The 15,843-nt window shown below is 43.4% G+C and carries 13 protein-coding genes; 2 read left to right on the top strand and 11 right to left on the bottom strand.

The genetic code is table 11. The features are described 5' to 3' along the window. Positions 1 to 116: 116 nt before the first annotated feature. The 10 genes from MHH54_RS03840 to MHH54_RS03795 form a co-directional block, all read right to left on the bottom strand. A complete protein-coding gene (locus tag MHH54_RS03840; protein WP_003213926.1) occupies positions 117 to 1,097 on the bottom strand; it encodes a tripartite tricarboxylate transporter substrate-binding protein in 981 nt (326 codons plus the stop codon). A gap of 3 nt (positions 1,098 to 1,100) precedes the next feature. Continuing rightward, entirely contained in the window at positions 1,101 to 1,799 is a 699-nt protein-coding gene (locus MHH54_RS03835; protein WP_034620234.1) for a response regulator, read from the bottom strand. A gap of 3 nt (positions 1,800 to 1,802) precedes the next feature. Next, a complete protein-coding gene (locus tag MHH54_RS03830; protein WP_268494036.1) occupies positions 1,803 to 3,398 on the bottom strand; it encodes a sensor histidine kinase in 1,596 nt (531 codons plus the stop codon). A gap of 142 nt (positions 3,399 to 3,540) precedes the next feature. Beyond that, positions 3,541 to 5,847: an exosporium glycoprotein BclB-related protein gene (locus tag MHH54_RS03825; protein WP_342500714.1), complete on the bottom strand. Its 2,307-nt coding sequence runs from the start codon at positions 5,845 to 5,847 to the stop codon at positions 3,541 to 3,543. Positions 5,848 to 5,958: 111 nt separating this feature from the next. Beyond that, positions 5,959 to 7,044 (bottom strand): bifunctional diaminohydroxyphosphoribosylaminopyrimidine deaminase/5-amino-6-(5-phosphoribosylamino)uracil reductase RibD, encoded by a 1,086-nt coding sequence (gene ribD, locus MHH54_RS03820; RefSeq protein WP_003214330.1) that lies wholly within the window; start codon positions 7,042 to 7,044, stop codon positions 5,959 to 5,961. A gap of 276 nt (positions 7,045 to 7,320) precedes the next feature. Further along, positions 7,321 to 9,078, bottom strand: a complete 1,758-nt coding sequence (locus MHH54_RS03815; protein WP_342500713.1) for a WD40 repeat domain-containing protein — start codon at positions 9,076 to 9,078, stop codon at positions 7,321 to 7,323. 4 nt (positions 9,079 to 9,082) lie between these two features. Continuing rightward, on the bottom strand, positions 9,083 to 9,886 hold the full coding sequence (locus tag MHH54_RS03810; RefSeq protein ID WP_106032770.1) for an SUMF1/EgtB/PvdO family nonheme iron enzyme: 804 nt from the start codon (positions 9,884 to 9,886) through the stop codon (positions 9,083 to 9,085). A gap of 33 nt (positions 9,887 to 9,919) precedes the next feature. Next, positions 9,920 to 10,645, bottom strand: coding sequence for a GTP cyclohydrolase II (locus MHH54_RS03805; RefSeq protein WP_003213962.1), 726 nt, complete (start codon positions 10,643 to 10,645; stop codon positions 9,920 to 9,922). A 278-nt stretch (positions 10,646 to 10,923) separates the two neighbouring features. Next, positions 10,924 to 11,580 carry a methyltransferase domain-containing protein gene (locus MHH54_RS03800; protein WP_106036031.1) on the bottom strand — a complete coding sequence of 219 codons (657 nt, stop codon included), beginning with the start codon at positions 11,578 to 11,580 and terminating at the stop codon, positions 10,924 to 10,926. 949 nt (positions 11,581 to 12,529) lie between these two features. Further along, positions 12,530 to 12,877, bottom strand: a complete 348-nt coding sequence (locus MHH54_RS03795) for a general stress protein (protein WP_003214326.1) — start codon at positions 12,875 to 12,877, stop codon at positions 12,530 to 12,532. 221 nt (positions 12,878 to 13,098) lie between these two features. Here MHH54_RS03795 and MHH54_RS03790 point away from each other — a divergent pair, with 221 nt between their 5' ends. Then, positions 13,099 to 13,488 carry a YfmB family protein gene (locus tag MHH54_RS03790; protein WP_003214189.1) on the top strand — a complete coding sequence of 130 codons (390 nt, stop codon included), beginning with the start codon at positions 13,099 to 13,101 and terminating at the stop codon, positions 13,486 to 13,488. Between the two features lie 108 nt (positions 13,489 to 13,596). Beyond that, positions 13,597 to 14,601: an NADP-dependent oxidoreductase gene (locus tag MHH54_RS03785; protein WP_003214060.1), complete on the top strand. Its 1,005-nt coding sequence runs from the start codon at positions 13,597 to 13,599 to the stop codon at positions 14,599 to 14,601. A gap of 35 nt (positions 14,602 to 14,636) precedes the next feature. Here the strand turns inward: MHH54_RS03785 and MHH54_RS03780 are convergent, their stop codons facing one another. Further along, complete coding sequence (locus MHH54_RS03780; RefSeq protein WP_342500712.1) at positions 14,637 to 15,779, bottom strand: DEAD/DEAH box helicase; 1,143 nt, start codon at positions 15,777 to 15,779, stop codon at positions 14,637 to 14,639. Positions 15,780 to 15,843: the final 64 nt, after the last annotated feature.

The raw sequence follows: 15,843 nt of genomic DNA, 5'->3' as shown, positions 1-15,843 counted from the left end.
CTGACGCCTGAATTGAAGTAAATATTATGAATTTTAATTCTTTTTCGGTCGATAAATGCTTTTTGTTCATTTTGTTCAAACCTTGGTTTTGATGGATTCCATGAAAAAAAGCGGTCTCACTCGACCGCTTGTTCTCCTTGAATAAACTGCTCATATCGCCTTAATTGCTCTTCCATAAAGATCTTTGCCTCTTTGCTGTTCATATAACGACTTGTCCAGCCCTTTTGCTTTAATTGTTTTTTCCAGGACTTAGTCTGTGTCATTTTTTGAAGAAGCTGATCCCATTCACGAATCTCGTGCTGATTCATTTGCTTGGGTCCCATGACACCACGCCAATGAGAAAAGATGAGCGGGATGCCTTGCTCTTTCCAAGTAGGCACATCTTCAAATCCCTCTAAACGCTGATTGGTTGTGGTCGCTATGAGTTTTAGCCTCTTCTTTTCATAATCATGACGAACCTCTGTAATCGTTGTTGTTGCTGCATCCACCTCATGGTCAATGAGCGCCTGAAATAAATCATCTGCACTGTCAAACTTCAAAAATTGAATGCGGTATGGATCAATTCCTGCCATTTCTGCCGCTCGTGCGAATGAGATTTGATCATCATTTCCGAAGTCCGGGGCAAATCCAATTTTTAAGGAATCCGGTTTCTTCTTTAGTGTGTTTAATAGCTCCTTCCCATTTGAAAAGGGAGAATCCACTGGGACTGCGACGACCTGCCACTCTTCTGCAAGAATCGCAAGTGGCGTGACATCATTCATTGTCATGTTACTGCTGCCAAGCAAATTACGGCTTAACAATAAACTTGAATTCAAACTAATATAGTTGGTATCTCGCTCCAGCATATATGTCCATCCTTTATCCACCGTTCCGCCTCTTTGATAAAGGATATTCACCGGCCGCTTCACCAGCTTTTCCTTCTCGAGCACTGATTTCATCACTTGAGCTGTTTGGTCAAATCCGCCGTCAGGGACACCAGACACCACGATATATAATGGGCTGTGCTGCAGGAAAGAGTCACCTCCCTTTTTTTCATTAAAGGTGAGCGTCATACAAAGACATATTATGATCACGACAAGGCATATTGCTTTTTTCATCTTTTAAGACTCCGCTTGCTTTTTGGCAGGATAATATTTTCGCTCTGGTCTGCCAATGATTCCGTACGCAAGCTCTGCCCGGCATTCTCCTGTTGTCACGAGATACTCAACATACCGTCTCGCTGTTGTACGTGATGCCCCCATCTTTTCTCCTAGTTCTTCTGCTGTAATTCCACTATTCTCTGATGCCATCAATGTTTTCACCTTGTCCAAAGTCAGCGAATTGATGCCTGTAGGCAGGTCTCTGTCATCCTGTTCCTTTGGCTCTTCCTGCATCTGTCCAAAAAACAAATCAATCATCGTTTGATTGACTTCATCCTTGGAATTGATGATGTCTTTCTTCTCTTTATATTCAGTTAAAACTTGCGCAAACTTTTGTGCGGTCACTGGTTTGATTAAATAATGAACCACTCCGTATTGAAGGGCATCTCTTAAAAGTGTCGTTTCCGTTGCCGCTGTGATAATAATCACATCTATTTCTGGATAGCGTTCTCTTAAAAGCGGCAACAGGTTTGTGCCGAGCTCATCGGGCATATACACATCAAGCAAGATGAGGTCGACTTGTTCCTTTTGAAGCGCCTCCCACATATCCTTTGCACTCTTTGCCTTTCCGGCGACTTGAAATCCCTCTATTTGTTGTATATAAGATGCATGAATGGCTGCGATTCGAAAATCATCCTCCGCAATGAGTACCTTCATCACCATTTATTCCCCCTTTGTGCCTTTCGGTATGTATGCAGTGAAGATGGCACCGCCTTCTTTTTGGTTCGTTATTTCAATCCAGCCCCCAAGTTCGTCCAATACTTCTTTGACATTGGCGAGTCCATAGCCTCGTCCTTCTCCCTTTGATGAATGTCCTCTTGTGAAAAGTTGTGAAATGGCTCCTTCATTGACACCATCCCCTGAATCAGACACCTCTATGATAATATCAAATCCAATATCTGTGATGAACAAGCTTACTTCTCTTTTCTCCTTATTCAATACAGCCTCAAACGCATTGTCTACGAGATTGCCGATGATGGTAATAAAGTGAGATAGACTTAAATGTGCTGGGAGCGGCTCCAATGAACTATTTTCATCTATGTGGAAATGTACCTTTTTTTCAGAGGCTTTCCCTAGCTTGCCAAGTAGGATGGCTTGTATTTTAGGAGATCGTATTTGCTTCATCAGTAAATCGTGCTGACGGTTTTGCAGCGTATATTCTTCCTTTATTAAGTCAATGGCTTCATCCACTTGCTTCAGCTCAAGCAAACCTAAAATGGCGTACAGCTTATTTGAAAATTCGTGTGTTTGCGCTCTCAGGTCTTCTGAATATTGGCTGACCTCTGTTAATGTATCCAGCAGCTTCGTCAGCTCTGTTTTCTCCCTGAAGCTCACAATCCCTCCAAAGACATGGTTGTCCTGCACCACTTTTTTCACATTTAAGACATAGGTTTTATCATTGACAACGGTTTCTATGTTCGGTTCAATTGTCTCTTCCTTTAAATAGACAAGGAGATTGGCTTTTGGCAAGACTTGATCAATATGAAGCCGCAGCTCGGATGAAACGCGCAGCATGTGTTCAGCAGATGTATTCATCATCGTAATCGCGCCTTTGCGGTCAAATGCAATAATCCCTTCTTTTATCGCAAGCAGCATCGCTTCTCTTTCTCGAAATAATGAAGCAATTTCATGCGGTTCAAGACCTAATGTATCTTTACGAATACTTCTTGTTAAAAAGATCGCTCCGAATATACCAGGCAAGAGCACAAGAAGAGCAATATAGCTAAGCTTGAATAGTTGATGGGCTGTCGCTTGATCGATTTCCTTTTTTAAAAATTCGACGGTGACTGTGCCAATAATTTCTTCATGCTTGCCTGTTTCTTTCATAATCGGGGCACTGCCTCTGACAACGGTTTCACCATTAGAATCACCCGATGATATGGAGGTTCCCCCAAAAAGCAGGGTACTTCTTCCTCTAAATACACTGATGGTTTTTCCTACATTCTCATGGTTCGTATGAAAAAGGACCTTCCCTTTTTGATTGGTGATGAAGATGGCATGTGCTCTAACTTGATCATTCATTTGCTCAAGCACTGCCTGTTCTTCATTTTTCGATGCAGATGTGGCCACCGATGTTTTAATGGGCGGCATATATGAGATTGTTCTAGCGGTTTGCACCGCCAGCTGTTCTGCTTGCCGCTGCCTTTCTGAGGTCTGCAAAAAACCAAAACAAATGGTCAATAACGCAATGACAACAAGCAAAAGCCCAATAATTAACCCTAAGATTTTCGTTTGCAAAGTGACTTTCCTTTTGCTCATCCTCACCGCTACAACCCCTAATTCAACTAAATTCATCAACTAGACTCTAAGAAAATCATATCATTTTTTCTCACTAAGGTAAGAGAAAATTCATACAAAACAAAAAAGGACGACTCATGATTGAGTCATCCCATTGTGTTCATTACGTGATTGATAAACCAGCACTCGCATAGCCTGCTACGGTATTCAATAACGATAGACCTGTAGCTGTTGCAGAGAAGACAACGAGCAGTCTTGTTTGTGGTGTGACTGGTACATTCAGACCAGTCGCAATACCGTTTGCAATAGCACCCAGTGTTAAAACTCCGGTTAAAGCTGGGGCTAATGTGACACTCGCTACTTGTGTGAAACTGTTATTTGGTGTCGGTGAAGCGAATAGACTAGCCGTTACGGTAATACTCGTGCCGATCAAAGAAAGAGCTGCTGTTGTACTGAAATAGCCGGCAAATGACGTGATCGTTCCAGCTCTCGGAACTGAGAACGCCATGTTCAGTAAGGTGCCTGCAGCGCCTGTTAAATCAATGATTCCGCCTACAATACTGACACCTGTTGCTGAGTTGCCAAATCCGACTAAGCTAGATGTTCCAACAAGTCCGCCTGCAATTGTTGTCAAGATAACAGGATCTCCAGACGCAAATGGAATAATAGCACTTGATCCGGTGACGCCTGTTGCACCCGTGGCGCCAGTCACTCCGGTTGCTCCTGTTAACCCTGTTGCTCCCGTAATACCTGTTTCTCCGGTGACGCCGGTGGCTCCGGTCGCTCCTGTTACACCTGTATCCCCAGTTACGCCGGTTGCTCCTGTAATGCCGGTTGCACCGGTCACTCCTGTTACACCTGTATCCCCAGTTACGCCGGTTGCTCCTGTGGCGCCAGTCACTCCGGTTGCTCCTGTATTCCCAGTTACGCCTGTTGCTCCTGTGGCGCCAGTCACTCCGGTTGCTCCTGTTAACCCTGTCGCTCCCGTAATACCTGTTTCTCCGGTGACGCCGGTGGCTCCCGTAGCGCCAGTCGCTCCGGTGGCTCCTGCTAACCCTGTCGCTCCCGTAATACCGGTTGCTCCTGTTACACCTGTATCCCCAGTTACGCCGGTTGCTCCCGTAATGCCGGTTGCTCCCGTAATGCCGGTTGCACCGGTCACTCCTGTTGCACCTGTATCCCCAGTTACGCCGGTTGCTCCCGTAATGCCGGTTGCACCGGTCACTCCGGTGGCTCCTGTATCCCCAGTTACGCCGGTTGCTCCTGTAATGCCGGTTGCTCCTGTAATGCCGGTTGCTCCCGTAATGCCGGTTGCACCGGTCACTCCGGTGGCTCCTGTATCCCCAGTTACGCCGGTTGCTCCCGTAATGCCGGTTGCACCGGTCACTCCGGTGGCTCCTGTATCCCCAGTTACGCCGGTTGCTCCTGTAATGCCGGTTGCACCGGTCACTCCTGTTACACCTGTATCCCCAGTTACGCCGGTTGCTCCTGTGGCGCCAGTCTCTCCGGTTGCTCCTGTTAACCCTGTCGCTCCCGTAATACCGGTGACTCCGGTCGCTCCTGTTACACCTGTATCCCCAGTTACGCCTGTTGCTCCCGTAATGCCGGTTGCTCCGGTTGCCCCTGTTGCTCCTGTATCCCCAGTTACGCCTGTTGCTCCTGTTAACCCTGTCGCTCCCGTAATACCTGTTTCTCCGGTGACGCCGGTTGCACCGGTCGCTCCTGTTACACCTGTATCCCCAGTTACGCCTGTTGCTCCCGTAATGCCGGTTGCACCAGTTGCTCCTGTGGCGCCAGTCTCTCCGGTTGCTCCTATTAACCCTGTCGCTCCCGTAATACCGGTGGCTCCGGTTGGACCAATTTCTCCTGTCGCTCCTGTGACGCCGGTCGCTCCGGTTGCTCCTGTGGCACCTGTTACTCCTGTACCGGTGGCTCCGGTTGGACCAATTTCTCCTGTCGCTCCTGTGACGCCGGTTGCTCCCGTGGCGCCGGTTGCACCTGTCCCGGTAGCACCCGTCTCACCAGTCGCGCCTGCAGCAGCTAAAAGCGTATAATCTGGCGACGTATCCGGCGTACCTGTTGGCGGTGCTGTATTGACCACATACGTACTGCCATCATACGTCACCACTTGACCTACTGGATACGTCGGCGCTACCGCTGGATCAAATGCTACGATACCCGTTAACCCTACACCTGTTGGCCCGATTGGACCTGCTGGACCCGCTGGACCCACTGCACCTGCCGGACCTGCTGGGCCTCTTCTTCCTCTTCCTCCTGGCGGACCTTGAATGACACACACACATGGATCTTTCCCGCAGCAAGGATTTTTCACTGGTTTTCCTGACTTTCCTTTCTTACAACTATCACATTCCCAGCCATCATCCTTATACGCATCATACCAGCTTCCTTTTTGGTAGTGGTCTGTCGAATGAGTTGGATATGTCTTTCCGCATTGTCTACATCTTCTCATAGAATCACCCCCATCCATCGTATTCATCGTTCCTTGGAAAGGTGTATGTACATTTTTATTTTTATGAGAAATATTGAAAAGACCTTGCACTCGAAGCACAAGGCCTTATATTTATTGAAATTTCATTGTCATTTTGATATCTTTTCCTACCATACTATATTCAACATCTGCTGGACGGATCGCCTCTTTTAGTTTTTTCACCCCAGCTCCTTCAAAAAAAGTAGGTGCCTGTTTTCCACCGATTAATAAAGGTGCCATATAAATGACGGCTTCATTGACAAGTGATGCTTCTAAAAAGGAAGCACTCACATTCCCTCCTGCTTCAACAAGAACTGACATAACAGAACGTTCCTTCAGCATTCTTAACACGTCATGAATATCTGTCCGCTGCTCTCCGCTTGTGACATAGACGTGATGCCCTTTTTCTATGAGTTGTTCATACTTTTTCTGATCATACATGTGCGAGGTACAAATAATGGTTTCCGCTCTACGATCTGTTAAACATTTCGCATGAAGCGGAATCCTTAATGTAGAATCTAAAATGACGCGAATCGGCTGAGACGCTATTGAATCTTTCACAATAAGACCTGCATCATCTTGAATAATCGTTTCGACACCTGTTATCACAGCATCTGCTTCTTGGCGCAATTGCTGCACTTCTTGCCTCGCTTCTGTTCCTGTGATCCATTTGCTTTCAAGTTGAGCTGTGGCAATTTTCCCATCTAATGAAATGGCTGATTTTAAGATGACGTAGGGAAGGTCTGATTGAATGAAATGGAAAAAAGGCACATTTAAGCGATCCGCCTCCTGTTTACATATTCCTTCATCTACTTCGATCCCTGCTTGTTTCAACACGGTAATCCCTTTCCCTGCTACAAGCGGATTCGGATCTTGCGTCGCAATGACTACTCGTTTCACACCACTTTTGATAATCGCTTCTGTGCAAGGACCCGTTTTCCCATGATGCGAACAAGGTTCGAGCGTTACATACAGATGAGCTCCTTCTGCCTTTTCTCCTGCCATGTGCAGTGCATGAATTTCAGCATGAGGTTCGCCCGCCTTCATGTGAGCACCCATTCCAACAATTTCACCTTGCTGCACAATGACTGCACCGACAAGCGGGTTTGGGGAGGTTTGCCCTTTCATTGCCTTTGCGTTGGCAATCGCCAGTTTCATATAAAACACATCGTCTTTCATGTAAGTCTCCTTTCTTCTCTTTCAAGGGAAAGAACTCCTTCAGGAAATGAAGGAGTTCTATTCTCATATTTTTTCCATCCGTTTCTTTTCAGAACGATCATAGTAAGGCAAGGAATAAAAAAGTTTATATGATGCTCGTTGTTTACAAAAACAGCATTTGCGACATTCATATTTATTAATGAGGAGCACATGCGGACAATTGAGTACAGTCAGACCTTTTTTCATATGTTCCTTGCAAACACTTATCATGAGAATCCCCCGCTTACATTCTTTTTCTTAATGAGAGATTACTTCTTTTGGAAATTGTTCAAATAAGCGCAGTACTTCGGTATACGTGCCATCTTCTCGAATATGATAAATCCCACCATCATACGAGCTTGCGTATACATCATTGCCTAATTGTCTGATGGCACTAATTCCATTCTTGGCAATTCTAATTGGGCCGGTATTGACCCCGAGCTCTGGATTCCACACAACGATATAGCCCCAATAATCTCCGCTCACAATATAGCCAGAGTCTGTGACAGAGACCGATTTAATCGAATACTGGTGTTCATTATGCTGGTCTAAAATTCTTCCTGTATGCAAATCAAACAATCTCACATTCTTGTCACGGCTGACAATGGCAATACGATCTCTTTTGCTATCAATGAATACATCATTTAATAGCTCTGTCGCCCCGATATATTTCGCTTTTAAAGACAAGCTCTTCTTATCTAAAAGACAGATGGTTCCTTCTACTGCGGCTGTGATGATATGATCTCCTTCTACTTTTAGTGCTTTCACAGCACAATCGTGTGCTTTGGAACGGCCAACTTCCTTTAAATGCTCCGTCGAAATGACATGTACATAGCCGCCGTAAGTTCCAATATAAAATTGCCGATCCTCCTCGTGGAAATACACACTGTTGACCGGCCCTGTATTGAGATCAAACGAAACCATTTGCTGTAATGATTCATGAACAATATGCACCTGACTTGCATGATCTCCCCAAGCATAATAGCTTCCATCTCGTGCGACAGCCACTCCATTTGTTAAAACGCCTGTCGATTTAGCAATTTCAATCCCATTCTTTCTGAATTTTCCGTCATCTGATGCTGTGATGATATCTCCCGCATCAGTCAGTGCAATATCATTAATAGATGGTGTAGCCATTTCGATCTCATCTGATACGACTTTCCCCTTTTCAATAGACCATTCACAATACGTTTTTCCAAAGCTGGCTCCTAGGATGGATTTCTCATCTTCCGTCCAGACAAGCGAGCGCTCCCACTGATATTTATGAGGCAGCAGCGTATCGACTAAATCCCCTGTTTCGTAATTCCACAGCTTAATTAAATGGTCATAGCCTGCTGTCAGCAAGTAATTGCCGCTTGGAGAAAAGTTCACACGCTTGACGCCCTGTAAATGAGCTTTGATGATTTTTTTCTCCTGTAAAGTCACCGCATCATAAATAATAACGGTGCCATCGTCTCTGCCAAGTGCGAACACTTCTTTTTGATTGCTGCCGCTGATTGTGTCCAGCTCATAATCAAACGGACCGATCTCCCCTACAATTTCTCCTGTATCATACAGCCACACAAGAACATAGCCATCATCACCTGTTGTATAAGCTTTATCGCCATGTATCCATACAGCTAATACATCCTTGCTATGTCCATGAAATTCTCTTAGGATGGCTCCTGTTTCGATATCCCAGACTAAGCATCTTCTATCTCTAGACACCGATACAAGCAACGTATCCTGCTTCGCAAAAGCAACGGCTTCTACATCATCCGCATGACCAAACAGGGTGCGAATTTGAGTATGAGTACCTGTATCAAACAATTGAATGGTGTAGTCTGACGATGCACTCGCTAAATATTTTCCGTTTTCAGAAAGAGATAAAGAGTTAATGATATGCTCGTGACTTCCAATAAACGTTCCTTCTCCTGTCGCCCGGTTCCACTGATAAATACAGCGGTCATAACCGCCAGTGTAAACAATTTGATCCTGCTGAGTTGATAAAACAGATGTAATTGGTCCTCTATGCATGGTTTTACACTCCCACCTTTATATGTTGTTTTTGACGAGTCACTACACGAAAACCAGTAAATCGGAAAACGGGATCTGTGTGCTTCCCATGTCTTCTGGCGACTCTGCATAAATCTCCGCCTCTAGCAAAGGAGCCGCCTTTTAAAATGTAGTAATCATTGCCAAGCGTTTCTGTTAAATCATCTACGACCTCTATGCCACCTTCGTATACATGATATTTAGTATTGACCCATTCCTCGACGTTGCCCCCCATATCATAAAGACCGAATAAGGATCTGCCCTTTTCGTAATGGCGGACAGGCGTCGTTTTTTCGATATTTGATTCGTACGTATTACAGGAAGAAGGGTCAAACTCATCTCCCCATGGGTATTGATTTCTCGTGTTACCCCGGGCAGCATATTCCCATTCTTCTTCAGTAGGAATCGACACGTCAATCCCAAGTTTCCCGCTCAGCCACTGACAGAATGAGAAGGCTTCCTCGATCTCCATTCCCCAAGCCGGATGATCTTTCCCTCCGCCAAGCTCTTGATTCGTTAAGCTCTCCGGGTACGACTGGCCTGTTTCATCACAATAGCTTTGATACCATTCATTGGTGACGACCGTATCTGAAATGAAAAATTCATTGATATACGGCTGATAGGATGGAAATTCTTTGTACAGCCATTTTTGAAATTTTTTCTCACGTCCGTAAGTTGGATTGAGAAGCTTGTCCTTCCAGAATTCTGATGCCTTTTTCATATCTTCTTCATTACTTCCGATTGTTGCATAGCCGCTTGGGATTTGAATCCAATTGATTTCAGGTTTCACGCTTTTCTCCCGCCTTCTTTAAAGTAAACTCATCTACTGATTAATTAATTTTTTCTCATCGACCATATGCCCTGAGGCTGCTTTTGCTTTTAAATAGGCTTCATTATAGAGAGAGGCTTCGACCGTATGATCAAACCGTAAAACAGGAAGACCGTAAGCAGCAATGGAATCGACTTTATCTGGATTGTTCGTTAGGAGATGCATTGGTTTCCCTTTGTTTAAATAGTGCAGAACAGCCGCTGCCTCCTCGTAATGCCGATCATCATCGCCGCAGCCAATCAGACGGTTGGCTTCAAACGTATCCATCTGCATTTCCTGTAATTTATACGTCAATGCTTTCGCCATCAGCCCAATTGACCGCCCTTCTTGATTGGCCATATAGACGAGCATGCCTTTTCCGTAATCGGTGATTTTCTTCAGCGATAACGCAAGCTGTGGACCGCAGTCACATTTTAGTGACCCAAACACATCCCCTGTTTGGCAGACACTATGAATTCGCACAAGCGGCGGCACCTCATTTTCAAAGTCGCCAAATAAGAGACAAGAGGAAAAGGTTTGCTGCGCGGTACTCATTTGGACAATAGATTCGATCGTTGGTTTTGTCTCCCCTTCAACAGGTGCGAAGGCATACCATTTAAATGGCACTTCTTCATGTTGAATGGAGATTGGCAGGTTCACTGGCCCCACGAGCAAATAGTTTTTTTCTTGAAAGGTAAAATGATGAATCATTGATTGTAATTCATCTACAAACTTGTTCATTTGTCTCCCCCCTATTCATCGCTGCACCCAAATCGACTCAGGTAGCGCAGTGATGGTGATGAATATGTGCCTGCACTCATGGCTTAAAAGAACATGGATGTGCGTTTCCTCTTATCCTTCAGACCTTGATTCCACCTATTCTAGCGATATGTCAATCTAGGTCTTTTCCAGTACAAAGGAGCAGAATTCTTGGTTCATAACGCCTTTCCCTTACATGTTGCGCACAGGCTGTTTCTTAGAATGAACACCTCTGCTACGTTTGAGTGTTCACCTTTGTACTAGATTTTGACGGCAATGACATGATGCTGGCTAATGCCGGCTTTTGCTTTTAATGGTGTAATCGATACAAGCTCCAGACCTGATGAACAAATTCTTTCTCCAAGCTGAGAGTCTGAAAACGAAAAGTGGAAACGGCCATCCTCTCCGATTAATCCTGTTCTCCACTCTTCTCCCCATACAACAAGTGAGAAGACGCCGCCTTCATGAAGCAAAGAGGAAACCTGTTTTAAATAACGCTCATGATCATCAGGGTGCTGGTGATGAAAGCAGCCATGATCTAAAATTAAATCAAACTGCATCCCTCGACCCTGGCCCATCGACCAGGACATAAAATCTTGATGAACAAAATGGACAGGAACCGTTTCTCTTTTCTGTAATCCTACCCACTCCTCATGCTCATACAGGTCGATGCCGACATATGCGGAAAGCCCGCTTAAATGTTCAAGTGCCCGGCCGTTCCCGCATCCGATATCGAGCACAGAAGCAAGTGCATTCTTTTCCCTTGAACGCCATGCCTTTAATGACATCACAGCTGCATCTGTTAAGGATGGATCAGTAGACCACATATCTGTTCTTTTCTCATAATGTTCTTGAAATGCCATACGCATTTTTTCTAGATACAATCCACTGTCTTCATGGTATAAAGCCTTTTTCATCACAGGACCTCCTTCTATTAAAATCGATTTTTCGGGCAAAGGTCATTTTCAAGCAAAACACCTTATGTTAAAATGAAAGATGGATTTTTTAGGAAATCTATTTTCTGAAAAAGGAGAGAAGCATCCCACATGTTCACTCTTCTTTTTCAGCATGCATCCTCATATGCAGCCATTTGACAGCTACATCGCATCAGCTTGTTATCTCTTTTTTTCATATGAGTTCACCTCCTTCACCGTTCGATCAACTCACTGTCTTTATTGAAAACGCTTTCTCTTCTGTACAGGAATACGACGCCTTTTGAATATCTCTTGCAAAGTGATCATAGTAGAAAGATCATCTACTGTTTAAATCGACTATCATTTCTTCTTCATGTAAAAAACCATTTTCTTGTGTTTTAGTAGAAATTTCACGAGTGCTTTTACCTTGGTTTTATGCCACCACCTATCACTAGAGTGTGCCTAGAATAAACCCATCAGAAATTTAACAACTACTTCCATAACAACTGGAATAAGCCAAATATATTGTTTTTAGATTATTTTGTCAACAGATTATTTCCTAAACATTAAAATGAATTTTCTAATTGAAAATACAGGTATTTTTCGTGGTTTTTTGACCTCAAAACACTTATTTCTACACAAAAATACAACATAAACCAATAGAACTAAGAAATTTATCTACTAAATTACACAAGATTCCCATTACATTTTGAAACAAAATTGAAAGATACAATAATTATTTCCCGAATAGATTTTTGTGATATTTTGACTATTCCTTTCTCATTTCCTATCATTTTCTTTGGTATATCTGCATTTTCAATTAGATGATTTACTGTTTATTCCAATCTGCTGTTTTTTCTTAATATAGTAAAAAAGATGCATCCTCTCCTTCAGAGATGAAGGCATGAAAAAAAGCCCCTTACGAAAGTAAGAGACTTTTTTCAGTTGGCGATTATGCCCAAGTTTTCACTTTTTCATGGTCTGTCACAAAGAGAAGGACTTTCCCTTCGTCTAAATGTTCTTCAAATGTTTCAGCTTCTTCTTTAGAGAAACCAATTTCATGGATTTTATTTCGGAGCTCATCGCCCTTTTTACTAAAGATGTTCCCAACAGCATGTTTCAGTCCAACTTCTCTTGGACCTATCGTATTGGCATCTGCGTTTCCAGCAATACGCTCTGTACGATCATCGTCATGGGACAGAACATAAATGTCCTCTCTTGCAACACCGAGTGATTTTAATTGCTCTACATCTCTTTGAAGTGTTTCATCATTTGAATACTCTCTTACAACAGGTTTCATTTTATATTCCTCCTTTAGCGTCTTACGAATCTTTTACCCGTCACTTTTATCATTAAACCTTCCTTGAGCACATCCATTTTACATTGTGTACTAGCCATGCCTATTGACTTATTTTTGACAAAAACCCTGTAAAAATGACTAAATTTTCAGAAATATTATGTTCATCCCTGCTATTTTGGTGTACAATTCTTGTACTGGAGGCTAGAAATGAGGTAGAGCTGATGTATTACTTTTCAGCGGAGCAGCAGTTTAATGCTTGGGTTGTCAGTGATTTGGTGAAACAGCTTTTTCAAAAGTGGAATCCTGAAGAAGCAAAAGCAAAGCCGCTTACATTGTTTGCTGAACAGCACTTTCGCATCTCCATTGATTATCTCTTTTCCATCATTATTAACATTGGAGATATCGAGTCAATTGAACAAGATCCACAAGACCTGTTGTCCTCATACTTGAATATCCTTTTTCCTTTTGTGACGCGCGATATGATGAAAGCCTCCATGCAAAATGCGAACGAATATTTATTAAAAGAACGTGATGCGGATGTGTATCAGCTGTTTGGCTGTCTGCCACCGCTCCTCTCTGTTGACTTCCAAAAAAGTAGTCCTCATCTCTGAGATGGCGGCTGCTTTTTTGTATGTGTTTGAAATAGACCGTATGTTTTGAATGAAAAGAAGCATCATGTTAATGTAAATCTAGGTTGCAAGTGAAAGGGAGGATTTGACATGAGTCAACAAAAGCAAATTCAATTAGCCAAACGTCCACAAGGATTACCTACAAAAGATGTTTTTCATTTTGAAACAGTCGATATACCTGTGCCGCAAGATGGTGAAGTCTTGATTCAAACGAAATATGTTTCTGTAGATCCTTATATGAGAGGACGAATGCAGGATACAAAATCCTATACACCTCCATTCAAGCTAAATGAAGTGATTCAGGGCGGTGTTGTCGGAGAAGTTGTCGAGTCTAAATCGTCTCAATTTGAAAAAGGTGATTTTGTTCTTGGATTCCTTGGCTGGCAAGAATATTCTACAGCCAAAGCTGAATCTCTGACTAAAATTGATCCATCCATTGCGCCATTGTCCTATTATTTAGGCATTTTAGGCATGCCAGGACAAACCGCTTATTTCGGTCTTCTTGCGATTGGTCAGCCAAAAGAAGGCGAGACCGTTGTCATTTCTGGGGCCGCAGGTGCTGTTGGTTCCGTTGTTGGGCAAATTGCTAAGATCAAAGGCGCTCACGTCGTTGGGATTGCGGGATCTGATGATAAGCTGGCTTATTTAAAAGAACTGGGTTTTGATGAAACGATTAATTATAAAACAACAAATGACTTAGATGATGCTATTGCAAAGGCATGCCCTAACGGCGTCGATGTGTATTTTGACAATGTAGGCGGCGAAATATCTGATGCTGTGATGAATCATTTGAACCGCTTCGCACGTATTCCAGTGTGCGGCGCGATTTCGTCTTATAATATTAGCGCAAGCGAGGACATCGGACCGCGTGTGCAAACAAAACTCATTAAAACAAGCGCATTGATGCAAGGCTTCATTGTTGCCAACTATTCAGATCGTTTTGAAGAAGCAGCAAGAGATCTCGCACAATGGGTAAAAGAAGACAAACTGACTTACAAAGAAACAATCATTGAAGGCTTTGACAACATTCCTGATGCATTCCTCGGACTATTCAAAGGGGAAAATGTCGGAAAACAGCTTGTCAAAATTTCATAAAAAGAAAGGACCCTCCATGTGGAAGGGTCCTTTTTCTATGCTTGCTTTGGCGCAAGATGCAGCTGGCCTTGCTTATAAACAATTTCCTGAAGCGAAAGATTCAGCTTTTTCGCCATTTTTTTCAGCATTGATTGCTCTTGAGGTGTGACAAGACTGATGACAGCCCCTTCTTTTCCTGCGCGACCGGTTCTGCCTGAACGGTGGATATAGCCTTCTTCGTTTGGCAGGTCGGCATGGATCACATACGGCAGATCGTCAATATCGATGCCTCTTGCTGCGATATCCGTTGCAAGAAGAAGCGGGAATTCACGCTGTTCAAATTCCTTTAAGATGATAGCACGCTCTGCTTTTTTCGCTTCACTATGAAGAACACCGAGGTCGACATGGTGATATGCTAATTTCTCTGCATAAATGCTTAAATTCGTAATATCACGCACAAAAACGAGCGCCTGCATGTCCTCAAGCCGTGATAGCTTTTGCAGTAGTTTCACTTTGTCACGCTGGTCACATAACAGATAATAGTGTCCTACTTTCTGCGCTTCTTCCTTGCTTCTGGCAATTTTCAATACTTCTGGTTCAGTTGTCATTTCTTTAATCAGTTGAACCGTTTCGTCTTTCAGGGTTGCAGAAAAACAAAGAATTTGTCTTTCTTTTAATGTTGATTTAATGATCGCTTGGATCGTTTTCATATGCTCTGGCACAAGAAGCTGATCTGCTTCATCTAGCACGATTGTTTTGACTTCATGCATTTTCAGTTTCTTGATTTTGATTAATTCTTGGACGCGGCCTGGTGTCGCTACGACGATATTCGGGTGTTTCTTTAGTTTTTCCTGCTGCTTTTTGATGTTCGCTCCACCAATCAAGGAGATCGCTTTGATGTCTGACCCTTGTTTGAACTCTTGCACGACATCAAAAATTTGCATCACAAGCTCTCTTGAAGGTGCCAAGATTAAGACTTGCGGGTGCTTGATATTCACATCGATTTTATTTAAAAGCGGCAACACATACGCCAGTGTCTTCCCCGTTCCCGTAGGCGATTCTGCAATCACATCACGCTTCTCCGTAATCCATTCTGCTGTTTTTTCTTGTATAGCTGTTGGTTTTTCGAAGCCAGCCGCTTGGAAGTTCTCTTGAATAAATGGCTTTGCTTCTTTCAAAAATGCCCAATTTTCTATCATGTCGATCTCCTTTATCCTCATTCAATCTATCCTTTAGTATCTCAAAATCAGCTTTGAAACGCAA

The sequence above is a fragment of the Bacillus sp. FSL K6-4563 genome (assembly GCF_038630405.1).
In the GTDB taxonomy this organism is placed as follows: Bacteria; Bacillota; Bacilli; order Bacillales; family Bacillaceae; genus Bacillus; species Bacillus pumilus.
This window is presented reverse-complemented; position numbering and strand designations above follow the sequence as displayed.

Bases quoted from the DNA above. Each gene is read 5' to 3' on its own strand.
- MHH54_RS03840 (WP_003213926.1), bottom strand. From the start codon at position 1,097: ATGAAAAAAGCAATATGCCTTGTCGTGATCATAATATGTCTTTGTATG.
- MHH54_RS03830 (WP_268494036.1), bottom strand. From the start codon at position 3,398: ATGAGCAAAAGGAAAGTCACTTTGCAAACGAAAATCTTAGGGTTAATT.
- MHH54_RS03825 (WP_342500714.1), bottom strand. From the start codon at position 5,847: ATGAGAAGATGTAGACAATGCGGAAAGACATATCCAACTCATTCGACA.
- ribD (WP_003214330.1), bottom strand. From the start codon at position 7,044: ATGAAAGACGATGTGTTTTATATGAAACTGGCGATTGCCAACGCAAAG.
- MHH54_RS03815 (WP_342500713.1), bottom strand. From the start codon at position 9,078: ATGCATAGAGGACCAATTACATCTGTTTTATCAACTCAGCAGGATCAA.
- MHH54_RS03805 (WP_003213962.1), bottom strand. From the start codon at position 10,645: ATGAACAAGTTTGTAGATGAATTACAATCAATGATTCATCATTTTACC.
- MHH54_RS03800 (WP_106036031.1), bottom strand. From the start codon at position 11,580: ATGAAAAAGGCTTTATACCATGAAGACAGTGGATTGTATCTAGAAAAA.
- MHH54_RS03795 (WP_003214326.1), bottom strand. From the start codon at position 12,877: ATGAAACCTGTTGTAAGAGAGTATTCAAATGATGAAACACTTCAAAGA.
- MHH54_RS03790 (WP_003214189.1), top strand. From the start codon at position 13,099: ATGTATTACTTTTCAGCGGAGCAGCAGTTTAATGCTTGGGTTGTCAGT.
- MHH54_RS03785 (WP_003214060.1), top strand. From the start codon at position 13,597: ATGAGTCAACAAAAGCAAATTCAATTAGCCAAACGTCCACAAGGATTA.
- MHH54_RS03780 (WP_342500712.1), bottom strand. From the start codon at position 15,779: ATGATAGAAAATTGGGCATTTTTGAAAGAAGCAAAGCCATTTATTCAA.